The 13,895-nt window shown below is 69.5% G+C and carries 12 protein-coding genes; 4 read left to right on the top strand and 8 right to left on the bottom strand.

Annotated elements, in window-relative coordinates:
* Positions 1-159 precede the first annotated feature (159 nt).
* The 7 genes from ACWEWT_RS22275 to ACWEWT_RS22245 form a co-directional block, all read right to left on the bottom strand.
* Positions 160-978: a lytic transglycosylase domain-containing protein gene (locus ACWEWT_RS22275; protein WP_452561594.1), complete on the bottom strand. Its 819-nt coding sequence runs from the start codon at positions 976-978 to the stop codon at positions 160-162.
* 99 nt (positions 979-1,077) lie between these two features.
* Positions 1,078-2,283 carry an oxygenase MpaB family protein gene (locus ACWEWT_RS22270; protein WP_452561592.1) on the bottom strand — a complete coding sequence of 402 codons (1,206 nt, stop codon included), beginning with the start codon at positions 2,281-2,283 and terminating at the stop codon, positions 1,078-1,080.
* Positions 2,284-2,358: 75 nt separating this feature from the next.
* Entirely contained in the window at positions 2,359-3,318 is a 960-nt protein-coding gene (locus ACWEWT_RS22265) for an alpha/beta hydrolase (RefSeq protein ID WP_452561590.1), read from the bottom strand.
* A gap of 101 nt (positions 3,319-3,419) precedes the next feature.
* A complete protein-coding gene (locus ACWEWT_RS22260) occupies positions 3,420-4,355 on the bottom strand; it encodes a glucosyl-3-phosphoglycerate synthase (RefSeq protein ID WP_452561588.1) in 936 nt (311 codons plus the stop codon).
* A gap of 38 nt (positions 4,356-4,393) precedes the next feature.
* Positions 4,394-5,956, bottom strand: coding sequence for an ArnT family glycosyltransferase (locus ACWEWT_RS22255; RefSeq protein WP_452561587.1), 1,563 nt, complete (start codon positions 5,954-5,956; stop codon positions 4,394-4,396).
* Entirely contained in the window at positions 5,956-7,392 is a 1,437-nt protein-coding gene (locus ACWEWT_RS22250) for an MFS transporter (RefSeq protein ID WP_452561586.1), read from the bottom strand. The genes ACWEWT_RS22255 and ACWEWT_RS22250 overlap by 1 nt, the downstream gene beginning before the upstream one ends.
* A complete protein-coding gene (locus ACWEWT_RS22245; protein ID WP_452561584.1) occupies positions 7,389-8,810 on the bottom strand; it encodes a condensation domain-containing protein in 1,422 nt (473 codons plus the stop codon). Before ACWEWT_RS22245 ends, ACWEWT_RS22250 begins: the two co-directional genes overlap by 4 nt.
* A gap of 371 nt (positions 8,811-9,181) precedes the next feature.
* Between ACWEWT_RS22245 and tatB the strand changes: the two genes are divergently transcribed.
* From tatB to ACWEWT_RS22225, 4 genes are all read left to right on the top strand, one after another.
* Positions 9,182-9,625, top strand: coding sequence for a Sec-independent protein translocase protein TatB (tatB, locus tag ACWEWT_RS22240; RefSeq protein ID WP_452561583.1), 444 nt, complete (start codon positions 9,182-9,184; stop codon positions 9,623-9,625).
* A gap of 69 nt (positions 9,626-9,694) precedes the next feature.
* A complete protein-coding gene (locus tag ACWEWT_RS22235; protein ID WP_452561581.1) occupies positions 9,695-10,510 on the top strand; it encodes a PucR family transcriptional regulator in 816 nt (271 codons plus the stop codon).
* A 132-nt stretch (positions 10,511-10,642) separates the two neighbouring features.
* Entirely contained in the window at positions 10,643-11,863 is a 1,221-nt protein-coding gene (locus tag ACWEWT_RS22230; RefSeq protein ID WP_452561579.1) for a PucR family transcriptional regulator, read from the top strand.
* A gap of 78 nt (positions 11,864-11,941) precedes the next feature.
* Positions 11,942-12,940 carry an FAS1-like dehydratase domain-containing protein gene (locus ACWEWT_RS22225; RefSeq protein ID WP_452561577.1) on the top strand — a complete coding sequence of 333 codons (999 nt, stop codon included), beginning with the start codon at positions 11,942-11,944 and terminating at the stop codon, positions 12,938-12,940.
* Between the two features lie 31 nt (positions 12,941-12,971).
* Here the strand turns inward: ACWEWT_RS22225 and ACWEWT_RS22220 are convergent, their stop codons facing one another.
* Positions 12,972-13,616 (bottom strand): TetR/AcrR family transcriptional regulator, encoded by a 645-nt coding sequence (locus ACWEWT_RS22220; RefSeq protein WP_452561576.1) that lies wholly within the window; start codon positions 13,614-13,616, stop codon positions 12,972-12,974.
* Positions 13,617-13,895: the final 279 nt, after the last annotated feature.

Genomic DNA, 13,895 nt, shown 5'->3' with positions numbered 1-13,895 from the left:
TCGGCACGCCGCCGTAGCCGGGGGCGGCGGCGACGGAATACGAAAGCGGCGGTTCGGGAAGCCTGCTTCCCGAACCGCCGCCGCGCGGTGCACATCTCGCCGCACCGGCAATCGTTCACCGGCTGTCGTCACGTCCGAATCATCGGTGGGGCCTTCCCGTCAGGCCCCTTCGGTGGGGCCGGGACTTTCCCGGTACGTCGTTTCCCATGCCATCACCGAGACGACATAGGCAACCGAGTTGTTGTAGCGGAGAATCGCACGTTCACGCTGTTCCCGCTGTGTCAGATCGGAGCCGCCGTCGCAGAGATACCGTCCCGCGGCCACGGTGGCATCGAAGATGTTCTGTGGATCCACGACACCGTCCCCATTACCATCCGAGGCGTAATTTCCCCAGGTCTGCGGGATGAATTGCATCGGCCCCACGGCCCGATCATGGGACACCGTTCCGTCGACGATTCCGCCGTCGGTATCGGTGACGACCTCGTTACCCGCCACGCTGCCGTCCAGCACCGGTCCGTAGATCGGCCGGACCGGATTGCCGGCCGCATCCGCGAAAGCGCCGAAGGCGTGCCCGGATTCGATCCGGCCGATCCCGGCCAGTAGGGTCCACGGCAGGCCGCAGCCGGGAACCTCGGTGGCGAGTACCTGTTCGGCGTTCCGGTAGGCGGCGACCGCGACGGCCGGAATACCCGGCGATTCCGTGGTGTCCGGAACAACAGGTGGCGGGTCCGGCGGCGGCGCCTGTCTCGCCTCGCGGAGCGGCTCCAGTGGCGGCGGCGGGGCCGGCGGTACGAGCGGAGTGCGGGCCGGATTCCGCTGCTGCCCGAACATCTCCCGGGCGACGGGCCGGTCGATACCGCCCGCCGCCCGGTCCGGCGGCTGAGCGACCGCGAAGACCCCGGTAGGAACCAGGCTGGTCAGCGTGACCACCGAGATCCGCGGCAGCGCCCGCCGGCGCCGACGGCGATGCCTACCCATCACCGGTCCGATGCGGTGTGGGGCACTCCGGCCGCGCGGTGCCCGGACGGGCAGGTCGCCGGTAGCGGATATCCCGCTGTGCCGCAGGGCCGGGCACGCTCATCCGAACCCCTCGACCGCACCACCGATCACCGCCGACTCCGAACCGGTGAGTGTCCACATGAAACGCCGCTGGGCCCGGCGGCCGCGTACCGCCGCGCGATCGGCGCCGCCGGGTAGCCGGATCGAGGCCGAACGCAGGAGGTTCACCGGCAGCCGGGCCAGTGGATACCACGGCGGCATATAGGGAGGAAGGCCGAGTTTGCGCATGGCCTTCGGGCCCAGGAACGCACTGGCGACCGAGAGGTGGCGAGCCCGGGCGATCCGCCCGCGCAACCACGGGAAATTCTGGAAGTGCCAGTTCAGCGGATCGTCGGCCATGGGCACGGCCAACTGCGGCGTGGTCTCGTCCGGATCGGTGATAGCCGCCAGCGTGTGGTAGAGCACCCGTACCGCGCCGGCGAAGTCGGCGGGCAGGAAACTGTCCTGCACGCCGATGAGCCAGCCGACGTAGCGGACGAGATGAGCGGCCGCGTCCAGATCCCGGCGTGGCGGGACGATCCCCATCGGCACCGCACCGACAAGTGGCGCGATCAGCGCCCCGACCAGCGTGGCGGCCATATCGGTCTGATTGATCGGCAGACCCCACTCGGCGCCGCGCCAATCCGGCATCGCCGCCACCTGCCGCCGGACCAGTGCGTGGATGAGCCGGACCTGGACAGTGGACCGAAACCCCGGCCCCCCGGGCCGCATCCCGTTCTCCTCGGTGACATGCAACGCCCACTGCATCGTCTCGGCGAAACGTTTGGCCGGTCCCTTCTCCAGCGCACCGGTGCGCAGCAGGGTCTTGTTGAACCCCGAGGCCAGATAGCCGCCGAGGAAGGAGACGTCACGTGCCACGTAGAGCCCGTCCACCCCGCCCAGGCGGTACACGCGGGCACCGCGGCGCAGCAGGTCGTGATCGAGCCAGGCGGGCGGGGTCTCCACATGGACGAAGAAGTCGCGGAGCGCGCGGGGTGCGCCGCGCAGCTCGGCTATCCCGTCGCGGAGCGCCGACTCGAAGACGGGCCTGGTGGTCTCCAGTCCGTCGTGGTACATCCAGTCCACCACGGCGTCCATGAGCGGATCCCCGAGTGTGAGAGCTGCGCCGAGTTCGCGCCACTGCCCGGAGGTGGGCGCGGAGACGCCGAGAAGGGCGGCGAGGGCACGGATCGCCGGAACCCGGCGCGGTAGATCGGGGTGACGGACAGGAACGGTCACGGCCATACAGAAACTCCTTCGATCGGTCGGATGAGATATCGGTGGCGACGGCGCACACCGAAAGGCATCGGCCGCGGGCGGTCACCGGCCGCCGGCGAGCGCGTCCCGGAACAGCGGCCACGATCGGTACAGGTCCTGCTCCCAGTAACCCCAGGAGTGCGTACCGGTCGGCCGCAGATCGAAAACAGCCGGAATCCGCAGCTCGTTCAATCGATCCCGGAGGGCGTACGCGCACTGGTTCGTCACGGCCTCGAGCAGGCCGCCCACCACCGTCTGGTCCACGAGTTTGCCGATATCACCGCCGATTCCCGGGCCGTTCGGTGTATCGAACGGTCCCGGTAGACCGGTGCCGGTCGCGACGTACATCGTGGTCCCCCGCAGTTCCTCGGCGCGCAGATAGGGATCGTTGGACGCCCATGCCGGATCCGGCGGCGGACCCCACATATTGTTCGCGTCGCCGCCCCAGCGTCCGACCACCGCACCGACCATGACCCGGCCGACCGGATCCGAGGTGCGGATACAGCCGCTGTAGGAACCGATCGCCACATAGCGCCGCGGATCGGCCAGCGCGAGCTGGAACACCGAGGTGGCCGCCATGGAAATTCCCGCGACAGCGCTGAGCCCCGTCCCGTTGAACGCACGGTCGATCAATGGTGGCAGTTCGCGGGTCAGGAAGGTCGTCCACCGTTGCCGGCCGAGCACCGGATCGTCGAACCGCCAATCGGTGAAATAACTACCCGAACCGCCCAGCGGAATGACCACGGTGACCTGTTCGCCCGCGAAGAACCCGGCGATTCCGGTCCGCTGATGCCAGCTGCTGTTCCCACTCCCGCCGGCCGCACCGTTGAGCAGATACAGAGTCGGTGCCGCCACGGTGACATCCCGGGCCGGGATCACCGCGACCGAGAGCACGGTATCCATCGCCGCCGAGTACACGTGGACCGTGCGCAACCCGTCGGTACCGTCGTCGATTCCGATGATTCGAGCGGGTCCCGCACCGGGCGTGTCGTCCGCCGGTACCGCCGCCACGGGCCCGGCCACCGCCGTGCACCAGGTGATCGCGGACAACACCGCGGTGGCGACCCGGCTCCATCCTGTGCGGCGGCGCCGTACCGGAGGGTGTGCCGGGTGGGTCCGGGCGCTCACCCGCGCTGCCCCGTCGTACCGTGGGCCGGCCGGGCCGGGCCGAAGGACTGCGTCAACGCCGGTCGATCCGCCACCGAGACACCGCTGGTCACCCGTTGCCAGCCGGTATCGCCGGGTACGAACTGGACCAGGCCGAGTCCGGAATCCGCGATTCCCAACCGGTCGAACATGGTCGCGATGACCTGCCGGCTCATCACCGCCAGTTCCCGGGTCCGGCGATTGCGGTGGATCCGCGTCCCGAGATCCACCTGACCGATCGCCGACGGCCCGAATCGCGACCAGGTGTCCAGCAGGATGCCGATATCCACCCCGTAGCCGGGCGCGAACGGTATAGCGGTCAGCAGCTCCCGGGTCGCCGCGTACTCTCCGGCCAGCGGCTGTGCCAGGTCCGAGAGCGACGGCACCAGCGCGGCCAGCAGCGGACGTGCGACCAGCTGGGTCACCCGCCCGCCTTCGTCACCGCCGGCGGCCCGCAGCGGCCGCCGGTAATAACCCTTCACCAGCCGGAGTTCCGGATCGAGCAGTAGCGGCTCGAGCAGCGAGGGAACGATATCCGGATGCGGGTCGACCAGATCCGCGTCGACGAAGACCACCAGATCGCCCCGGGTCACCAGCAGCGAACGCCACAGTGCCTCGCCCTTGCCCGAACGGCAGGGCACCGCGGGCAGTGCCTCCGCCGCACTGCAGACGGTCGCGCCCGCGGTACGGGCCCTGCTCGCGGTGGCATCGGTGGAACCGGAATCCAGGACGACGAGTTCGTCCACCAGGCCGCCGAGCAGCCGGCGAATCGACGACACCACCGTCGCGACGGTGGCCTCTTCGTTCAGCGCGGGTATCACCACCGAAACGGTGCGTCCCTGTTTGAGTTCGAGTAGTTCGGCGAGTGGCCGACGTAGCAGATGGTCCGTGGTATCCGGTGCGTACCGGGTCATTGTCACTCCTTCGGGACGGGCACGCCGGTATCGCGCGGTCACGCGATACCCATGTCGAGAGCCAGTGATCGCAGCCGCGACCAGGTTTCGGGCCAGGGCCGTACCGGGTCGTCGCATCGCGCGACGACGACGAACCGGTCGATACCCGGAAAGCCCAGCGGATCGTCGGCGGCCGCCACCGGGACGACGGCGCGGAAATGCCCGCGCAGTCCGGTCGTCCGCTGCGGCGGGCCGATATAGAGGACGTTGCGCGCGGATTCCGGTGGTGTGCCGAAGTAGGCGTAGCCGCGATTCGGGCTGTAGACCGGTGGCAGATCCGCGGCGGCGAAATACTCGAGCGCGGCTGCCTGCCAGTACGAATCGGCGACCACGACAGTCCGGTCACGGACAGCGGGCGGTAGATCGCGGTAGGCCCGGGTCACCACCGCGACCAGATTCGGCCAGCCGCTGGTCCCGTACACCCGCATCCGGGCATACATCTGGCCGGCCGAGTCGCTGGGTTGCCGGGGCGCCGAAGCGAGCGGGAGCATCAGCACCAGCGCCATCGCGGCGGCCGTCGATACCGCGGCGAGCCCGAGCAGTACCCGGCGAGCGGACCGGTGCGAGCGGGACGCGAAAGCCACCGCCCCGGCCGCGAACAGCGCCGGCAGTAGCGCGGCCGTGTAGTAGGGGCGGGTCCCGGTGAGCAGGACGAAAACGATCGCGACCAAGGCCGCCACCGCCACGAAGCGGTAGCGGCGGAACTCCTCCGCACGCAGGAAGGCCCAGATTCCCGCACCGAGCAGAACGGTGCCGAGTACACCCGCCTGCAGCACCTGCTGACCCAGCAGTCCGGCCGGTCCCCCGGTGGCCAGTTGCTGCTCGGCCCGTATCACCGCACCCATCGACCACTGCGGCCAGCCGTGTCCCGCCTGCCAGACCAGACCGGGCACCACCGTCGCCACCGCCGCGACCGCGGCCGGCCGCAGCGCCCGGTTCCCGAAGAGTCCGCGGGGGCCGGCCAGCAGGAAACCCGCCACCATACCGAGCAGGACAAGAGCCGCGAGCCATTTGATCTGCAGGCCCACCGCCGCCACACCGGCCGCCACGGGTAACAGACGGTCGTCGTGGGTCCGGACCCAGCGCACCAGCAACCAGATGACTGCCGCCGAGCAGGTGCTTTCCAGCGCGAAGGTGGACAGCGAGGCCGCCTGCGATACGGCGAACGGTGTGGTCGCGTAGGCCACGGCCGCGAGCAGTTGAGCATAGGCGCCACCACCGAACTCGCGCGCCACCGCCGCGGTCAACGCGATGGCCACGACGGCCGCCACAACTGCCGGAAAGCGCAGTACCAGCACCGAGCCGGGCGCGAGCATATCGGCCGCGCGCGCGAGCAGCGCGACGACCGGGCCCTGATCGACATATCCCGGGCCGAGATGCCGGCCGGCGGCGAGGAAATACAGTTCGTCGCCGAAATATTCGTATCGATCGGCGCGCAGCAGCAGAATCAGCCCGGCCGTGAACATCAGCAGCGATACCGGGACCACCGCCGCGGGCGGAACCCGGTCGGCGCACGGCACGGAAGTGGAATCGGCCGGGGTGATCGGCGGCACGGCGCGCATCACCGTCCCCGCGGCAGTACGAGCGTCGCGGCGGCCAGCACGGCGGCCGCACCGACGACGGTCCACAGTGTGGTGACGCAGGCCGCGAGGTGTTCCGGAGCCGCGGCCTGTTCCCCACGCGCGGCCGCACCGCCGAGCAGCCCGAGCAGCACCATCGGCCCCAGCGCACCGCCCAATTGCTGGAGAGTCGGCACCAGGCCCGAGGCCGCACCGGTTTCGGCGCTCCCGGCACCGGCCATGAGCAACGCGGGCAGCGGCGCCACGAACCAGCCGAAACCGATTCCCGCGGCCGCCAGCGGAACCACGAGGGCGACCGGCTCCAGCCGCCCCGACCCCGGATCGATGAGCAGGGCCGCGAGTGCCAACGATATCGCGAACGCACTCGCTCCGGCGGTGAGGGACGCATTACCCCAGCGCCGCAACAGCATCGGCGCGGTGATCGCGCCCAGCACGGCGCCCACCGCGCTCGGCATCAGCAGCGCGCCGGCCTGCACCGCCGTATATCCGAGGCCGAGTTGCACTGTGGTGGAAACGGTGAGCGGAACCGCGGTGATGATCGCGGCACAGCCCAGCACCGACAGCGCGCCCACCGCGAAACCGGGGCGGCCGAGCAGACCCACCGGGAGTACCGACACCGTGCGTGCGCGGCGCCGGCGGCGAAGTAGGACCGCTACCGCCAGCACCGATACGCACGACCCCGCGACCACCGCGGCGACCGGATACCGCGACCACACCGGCGGTAGCGAACAGCCCAGCAGCGCACCGACCGCCAGCGCGCACAGCGCGACGCCGGGGATATCCGAGGGCGGCCGCGTCGCCGGCCGGGCCGGCGGGAGCACCCGCAGGATCACCACGACGGCGACCGCACCGGCGAATGCCTCCACCAGGAACACCGGCCGCCACGCACCGCCTGCCGAGCCGGCGTCCACCACGAACCCACCGAGCACGGGACCCACCGTGGCGGCGATCGCTCCGGTGGCGCTGTGGGCCGCGAACGCCGTCGCACGCCCGCGCGGCCCGGTGGCGGTGTCGATGATCGCCAGCGACTGCGCCGCGACCAGCGCCGCGCACAACCCTTGCGCGCCGCGCGCGACGAGCAACTCGATCCCGTTTCCGGCTGCCGCGCCGGCCAGCGCGAACACGACCGATCCCGACATCCCCGCGAGATACACCCGCCCCCGGCCGAACCTGTCACCCAGGTACGCGGCGGCGAGCAGCGAACAGCCCAGAAACAGGCTGTAGCCGGAGAGCACGAACGCCTGCTGGATCGCCGGCAACCGCAGGTCACGGGTGATCGCCGGGAGCGCCGCGGTCAGCATGCTCGTATCGAGCATGAGGACCGCCACCGCGCACAGGCAGGCGAGCACCGGACCCCGGAACGTCTCGCGCAATCGGTGCGGCGCCGGCGCGGCGACCGGTACGGCGGGCGCGTTCACGGTACGGCTTCCACGGCGAGCCGGTAATCGCCGGTGGCGCAGACGGTATCGACGATCCGGCGCAGGGTGGCCAGGTAGCGGTCCGCGGCCGCGCGGGCGTGTCCGGTATCCGGGAACAGCAGGGTGATCCGGGTGGCGTCGGCGAAACGGTTCACCCAGATATAGACATCGCTGGGGCTCAGCGGATTGGCGTAGATCCCCCCGTTCACGGCGGTGAACATGGCGGCACCCGGAATACGCCGGATATCCAGATAGGACAGCATCGGTGTCGAACACCCCGGTTCGGCGGTGATCACGGGATCGTCGGCAGCGAGTTCGAGCACCCGGTGCAGCGAGATATCGGTCAGTTCCCGGCCGCTGTCCGCGGCCCGCTGCGCGGCGGTGACGAGGGAACGGAAACCGTCGGCCGCCCCGACCGGGAACGATACCGGGATCAGATTGGTGTACCAGCCCACCGATGCCGCTTCACCGGCGTCACGCCGTGTGTTCACCGGTGTCAGGGCCAGATACCGTCGCCGGCCGCCGAGTTCGGCATCGGCGCAGGCCGCCACCGCGAAGATCCCGGCCAGGAACCGTCCGCCCTGGGCGGCGCACAATTCGTCGAAATCCGCGGCCCGCGGCTCGGTCATGAGTATCGCGGTCGTCTGCGCGCCACGGGTGTAGCCGCCGCGTGCGATACCGATATCGAGTGGGAATGCCGGAATATCGCCACCGTGCCGGTAGAGGATGTTCCGCCATTCGCGCACTCCCGGCGAGCCCGGGGTGAGCGCTCGGTTGGCGGCCCGGTCGCGGGCGCAGTACGCGATATGGCCGGTCACCGGTGGGAGTTCGGGAGTGTGGTCGGCGCATTCCGCGGAATAGATCGTCAGCAGGTCCACGAAGGTGAGCGCCTGCGCCACCCCGTCGGTGTGCAGATGGTCGACAGCGGCGTAGATGGTGAAAGAACCCGCGCGCTCGATGGTTCCGAAGGTGAAGCAGTTCCAGTGGAAAGGCCCGGGAGTCTGTGCCTGCACCAGCTCCCGCACCGCCGCGCTGTCGGTGATCTCGCCGTGCCGGACCGGGCGGAACTCGATGGTCCGGGGATCGGTGCGGTGGCGGGTGAAGGTACCGTCCGGCTCGCGGACGAAGGCACTGGCGAAGGTATCGTGCCGGCGCAGGAAGGTGCGCACCGTTCTGGTCATCGCGTCGTGGTCGGGCGTGCCGGGCAGGTCGAAGGCGATCATGCACAGGCGCGCGGCCCGGAATCCACTGCCGCCGTCCCGATGCGCGGCGCGCAGATAGACCTCCTGCTGATACGACGGCGGCGTGGGATGCGCCGGCGCGGATGCGGCCGCCGCGCGCGATCTCGGGGACGCGGTCCAGGTGGTGAGCTGGCCTCCTGCGGGATCCCAATCTTCGAAGAAGCCGTAATTGACCACCGTTGCCTCGATTCGTGGCGACTGGGACCGGCGACACGTCGGCGTCCGGCCGGTCCGGGAATCGGCGACCTGACCGGCCGCCGGGTCGGCGTCGCGGACGCCGGGGCCGCCGGTGACATCGCGTCGCCGGCGAACCCGTTCACGAGTTAACGACACGAATCCGGGCGCGGGGCGCGAGCCGTACGGATTCTGTGATCAACTCCAGGAGGTCGCGGCACCCCACTCGTTCGACTATCCAAATTGTGTTGCCGGAACGCCGTTCCCATTCGTTCCGCGTACCGCACGGCCATTGATATATACGTAGCTGTGACAGTGAACAAACATCCGTTACTTTGTAATCCCACTCGCGGAACCGCCGATATTCTCGGCCTGTGTTCAGCAGTATCGGATGGGGCGAAATACTGATCCTCCTCGTCGCGGCGCTCGTCGTTCTCGGCCCCGAACGGCTCCCCGAAGCCGCGCGCTGGACGGCGACGACCCTGCGCCGGGCCCGGGACCACGCCACCGGCACGGCCGCGGAACTGAAGCGGGAATTCGGCCCGGAGTTCGACGACCTCCGGGCACCCCTGGCCGAATTACGCCGGCTGCGCACCATCGATCCGCGCGCACTGGTCACCTGCCATCTACTGGACGGCGAACCGCTGGTACCCGACGAGGTCACCGCGTTCCTGGCCGGCCAGAACGCCGAGAAGATCGACCCGGGAAATTTCGGATCGTTCGACTTCCCCACGCCGGCGATCGATCTCACGAAAACCGCGGAGACCCGAATGCCGGACGACGCGGGGCCACCGGCCAACCTCGTGACCCCCGGGTGAGCCGAAACCCCTGGATCCCGCGACCGGCACGGTCCGGATCGCTGTCACCCGCCGAAGATCGGAGCCCGAATGACCGGACCGACGCGCCACGATTCCGCCGCCACCCGCGACCATCTGCGCCGTACCCGCCAACAGGATATCGGCGCGGAGGTGGCCCGGTCCCTGCTCGCGCCACCCCGATCGGCCGCGGCAGAGCGGCTCGCCGGATACGCCGGTATCGACCGGTACGGGATCGTGGCTCTGGCCGTACCCGATCCGAGGTCACCGCATCCGGCCACGGACGACGCGCTCGTCGCCGACCGGATCCGCGCCGAACTGCTGTTCGGCGGCCCCGGCGCGCTCCCGGCACAATGGGGGCCGGACCATGCCACGATCCTCGTACCCGGAATCGGCCGCCACAGCCGATACCCGGACGAACTGCTGTCCCAACTCTCCGATGCCGCGGACCGCGCACTGACCGCCACCGTGGTTTCCGCCGCACCAGGGCAGGTGCCCCCGGCCGCGGATCTGGCCCACGAACTGCTGGAAGTCGCGGTCCGCCTGAACTTCCCCCCGGGCGCGTACCGATGGGAGGATCTGGCGCTGCAGTATCACCTCACCCGCCCCGGGCCCGCCTTCGACCGGCTGTCCACACTGCTCGATCCACTCGCGTCCCACCCGCATCTGCTCGACACCCTCGGACACCATCTGGATACGGGCTTCCAGGCCCGGCGCACGGCCCGGCGGCTGGGTCTGCACGTGCTCACCGTGCGCCATCGTCTCGAACGCACCCATCAGCTCATCGGACTCGATCCGAGCTTGCCGGAGGACAGCTGGCTGCTGCGCTCCGCACTCATGGTCCGCAAATACCGTCTCGCCGCCGCGCGACCATACGGAGACCACTGAATCGACGGTTCTGTATCGGCATTATGACAATTACGTCTAACAATGAACCGAATGCTGATACATTGTTACATCAAGCTACCGAGGCATTATCCGAAGGCCGTCCGGCCTCAGTACACCGGAGCAGATGTGATCATGACCGCCGCAGCCCATTACCTGGTCGACACCCCGGTCCCGCGGAACACGCAGAACATCCCGGCCCCGGCCCGGGAGGTACGGCCGCCGTATCGCGACGACCGGCTCCACCGCGGTCCGTCCGGTTCTGCCGGCATCCATCCGGTACACAGACCGGTGATCGCCCTACTGCTGCACCTGCTCACCCCCGGCACGGGCGCGGGCGACAGATCCGAGGAGCTCATCGCCGACCTGCACCGGGCCGTGGAAGTAGCGGTCACGCGGGACGAAACGGCCGACGAGGTGGGTGGCGCGGTACGCGGGGCGATTGAGGCGACCGTGGCGGAACTGCGCGGCGCCGGAATATCCGCACCGCAGATCGCCTCCTACGCACGCCGTCTCGGCCGAATCCACGAGTTCATCGCCACCACCGCGACCAGCGCGTACCGCCGCGCCGCCCGCCGGGCGGAACAGCTGCCCGCGGACCCGGGGCACGGCCGGGCCGACGCGGCCGATCAGGAGATCGTCGCCGTCGTCGCGCTCGCATTCTGCCGCGCGCCCGGCACTTCCGAGACATCGATGCGCCGGCTACCCGGTGTACCGATCGAAACGTGTCTCACCCGCGAATCGGACGCGCGGGCGATATCCCCGCTCACCGAGCACGGCGGCACCCTCGCGATCGGCACCGCCACCGATATCGACAGCACGGTGGCGCGGATCGTCTCGTCGCTGAGCCGGGCGCTGCGCGCCGATATCAGCGCAACCGTGCTGCGCCGCCCGGCGAGCCGGATCGAGGAGTCGGTCGACGAAGCGCACGAGATGCTGGATGTGGTGCGGCGACTGGGCTATCCGCACGGGATCTACCCGTTCGAACAGATCGCACTGGAGTACCAGGTGACGCGGCCGGGGCCGGCGCGGGAGAGTCTCGCCAGGATCGCGGCGGCACTGGACGGTCACCCGGATCTGATCGACGCCCTCGTGCTCTACATCCGGTGCCGCGGTAGCCGGAAGAGCACCGCCCGCATGCTGCACGTACATCCGAACACGGTCGACTACCGCTTCCGGCGCATCCACCAGGTCACCGGGTACGACCCGGCCTCGGTATCGGGGCTCTCGAAATTACAGGCCGCGCTGGTGGTCGGCGCGTACACCGACGGCCGTTACCCGGGGCCGGCGGCATCGCTGCCGGTGACCGGGTCGCTCGCCCGGACCGCCGGGACCACCGGCCGGAAGGCCGTTTGACCAACGACGGCGGCCGGTCCCACCCGGGATCACGAGCCGTGCGGTCCGGCAGCGGCCCGAGTGGACCACGGAGGAAATATGACGCAGTTCGTCGACGACTGGCACCGGTCGGCGCGGTCGATCCCGCGGGCCGACTCGCTACCGCGACTTCGTGACGCGGCACGGCCGGCCGACCACTGCCGGGTCCGCGCCGACAGTCCCTATTTCGTCACGCGGGAACGTATCCGGACCTTCGCCGGCCTCACCCACAACGACCATCCGATCCACCGGCGCGATGCCGCGGCGCGCGATTACGGGTATCCGGCGCTCGCCGCGCCGCCCACCTTCGCCGCGCTGATCATGATCCGGGCCCAGCAGGACGCCGTGCGCATTCTCGCCCCGAGCATCCGCCACTGTCCGCTCCTGCATACGCGGCAGACCTTGGATATCCGCCGCCTGCTGGTCGCGGGCGATATCGTGACCACCGATATCCGCATCGATTCGGTACGTACGACCACCGACTACGCCTGTGTCGAAGCACATCTGATACTCACCGACCGCGCGGGGGAGATCGTGCAGTCCGGTTCCAGCTCCCTGCACATCTGTACCTCCGCCGCCGTCGCGAACCTGCCCTGGGCACGTCGCGACAGTGGCCGCGACGATACCGGGCCCACCCCACCCCGTGCCCGGATCACGACACCGGACAGCACGGGCCGGGGTCTGGCACTGCCGCGGCGCCTGTTCCGGGTGGAGCGGACCGCGATGGCGGATTTCGCCGCCCTCGGACACCCACCGCGCGCACCGCTCGGCCCCGATCCGGGCGGCTCCATGGGCCCGCCCACCGGGATGATGCGGCTCGCCCTCGCCGCCGGGTACCTCTCATCCGTTCTCGGCGACCCCGCCGCGGTATACCGCTACGAAGCGGAGTTCACCCATTTCGAGATGCGCGCCGGTCGCGCGTTCCAACCGGTGGAGATATCGGGACGGCTGGTGTCGGTCGACGAGACGGCCGGGGCCCGAGTGGAATTGGACGGTCGCTGCCTGGATCGCAGAATGTTCATCCGCGCGAGCGCGGCGCTGCGCCCACCGGGCCGCTGAAAGCCGCGCCGCCGAAGACCGGCGCCCGGAATCAGCGGGTGTAGGTCCGCTCCGTGGCGGATGTGTCCCCGCCCGGCCGGATCCCGGCCGTCGCACCGTATTTCACCAGCGGGACAACGGCCATTCGCACGAAGGCGGCAGCCTGCTCCCCGTCCCGGAAGTCGACACCGCCGAGCGGGGTCAGCAGTAGTGAATGCGCCAGCCGGGCCAGGAGTTCGGCGACCGGGCGGGGGTCGTACTCCTCGATCGCGCCCGTGGCCTGCGCCCGCTCCAGGATCGTCACGATATATCCGATCGCCGAGCTCACCATCTCCGCGCCGCGGACCGTGTAGAACTCCATGGCCTCCTCCGGCGAGACCTCGATCAACTGGGTGAGCAGCGGATGCGAACGCGCCTGGCGGAGCACGTACAGCGCGGTGCGTTCGATCTGATCGTCGACATCGGCACCTTCGGCGGCGATCCGGCCCACTTCGGCCAGCATGCGCTGGATCTCACGCATGATCACCGCCTCGATCAGATTGTCCTTGCCCGCGAAGCGGCGATAGATGGTGATCCGGTTCAGCCCGGAGCGCCGGGCGATATCGTCGAGGCTGGCCCGCCGGATACCGACCTGCAGCAAACGCACCAGCGCAGCATCCATGATCTTCTCGTCGACCGCGTCACCCTGCCTCACCATGATTTCAATCTACCAACGGAAACAGATCGAGAGGCGATACAATCCGGCCCGCTCGGGCACACCGTTGCACAGTCGATATCAACCGCTGGTAGATCCGGCCGCGCGGACGAGGTTCGATTTGTGCTCCGCCACAATCACACTCGATACCCCGAACGAAGGATACCGCACACCGCCCGGCGCCGGGCAGCCGAAATGCCGAACGGGCAAAGTAACGGCAATCCGGCATGATTCATACGGCACAGTGTCTTTCTACAAACTTATTGACCACATGTAACGTGA

The sequence above is a fragment of the Nocardia sp. NPDC003963 genome (assembly GCF_053605105.1).
This window is presented reverse-complemented; position numbering and strand designations above follow the sequence as displayed.

Excerpts from the sequence above, each read along its gene's own strand:
- ACWEWT_RS22260 (WP_452561588.1), bottom strand. The coding sequence starts at position 4,355 with ATGACCCGGTACGCACCGGATACCACGGACCATCTGCTACGTCGGCCA.
- ACWEWT_RS22255 (WP_452561587.1), bottom strand. The coding sequence starts at position 5,956 with ATGCGCGCCGTGCCGCCGATCACCCCGGCCGATTCCACTTCCGTGCCG.
- ACWEWT_RS22220 (WP_452561576.1), bottom strand. The coding sequence starts at position 13,616 with ATGGTGAGGCAGGGTGACGCGGTCGACGAGAAGATCATGGATGCTGCG.
- ACWEWT_RS22230 (WP_452561579.1), top strand. The coding sequence starts at position 10,643 with ATGACCGCCGCAGCCCATTACCTGGTCGACACCCCGGTCCCGCGGAAC.
- ACWEWT_RS22225 (WP_452561577.1), top strand. The coding sequence starts at position 11,942 with ATGACGCAGTTCGTCGACGACTGGCACCGGTCGGCGCGGTCGATCCCG.
- ACWEWT_RS22270 (WP_452561592.1), bottom strand. The coding sequence starts at position 2,283 with ATGGCCGTGACCGTTCCTGTCCGTCACCCCGATCTACCGCGCCGGGTT.
- ACWEWT_RS22235 (WP_452561581.1), top strand. The coding sequence starts at position 9,695 with ATGACCGGACCGACGCGCCACGATTCCGCCGCCACCCGCGACCATCTG.
- ACWEWT_RS22275 (WP_452561594.1), bottom strand. The coding sequence starts at position 978 with ATGGGTAGGCATCGCCGTCGGCGCCGGCGGGCGCTGCCGCGGATCTCG.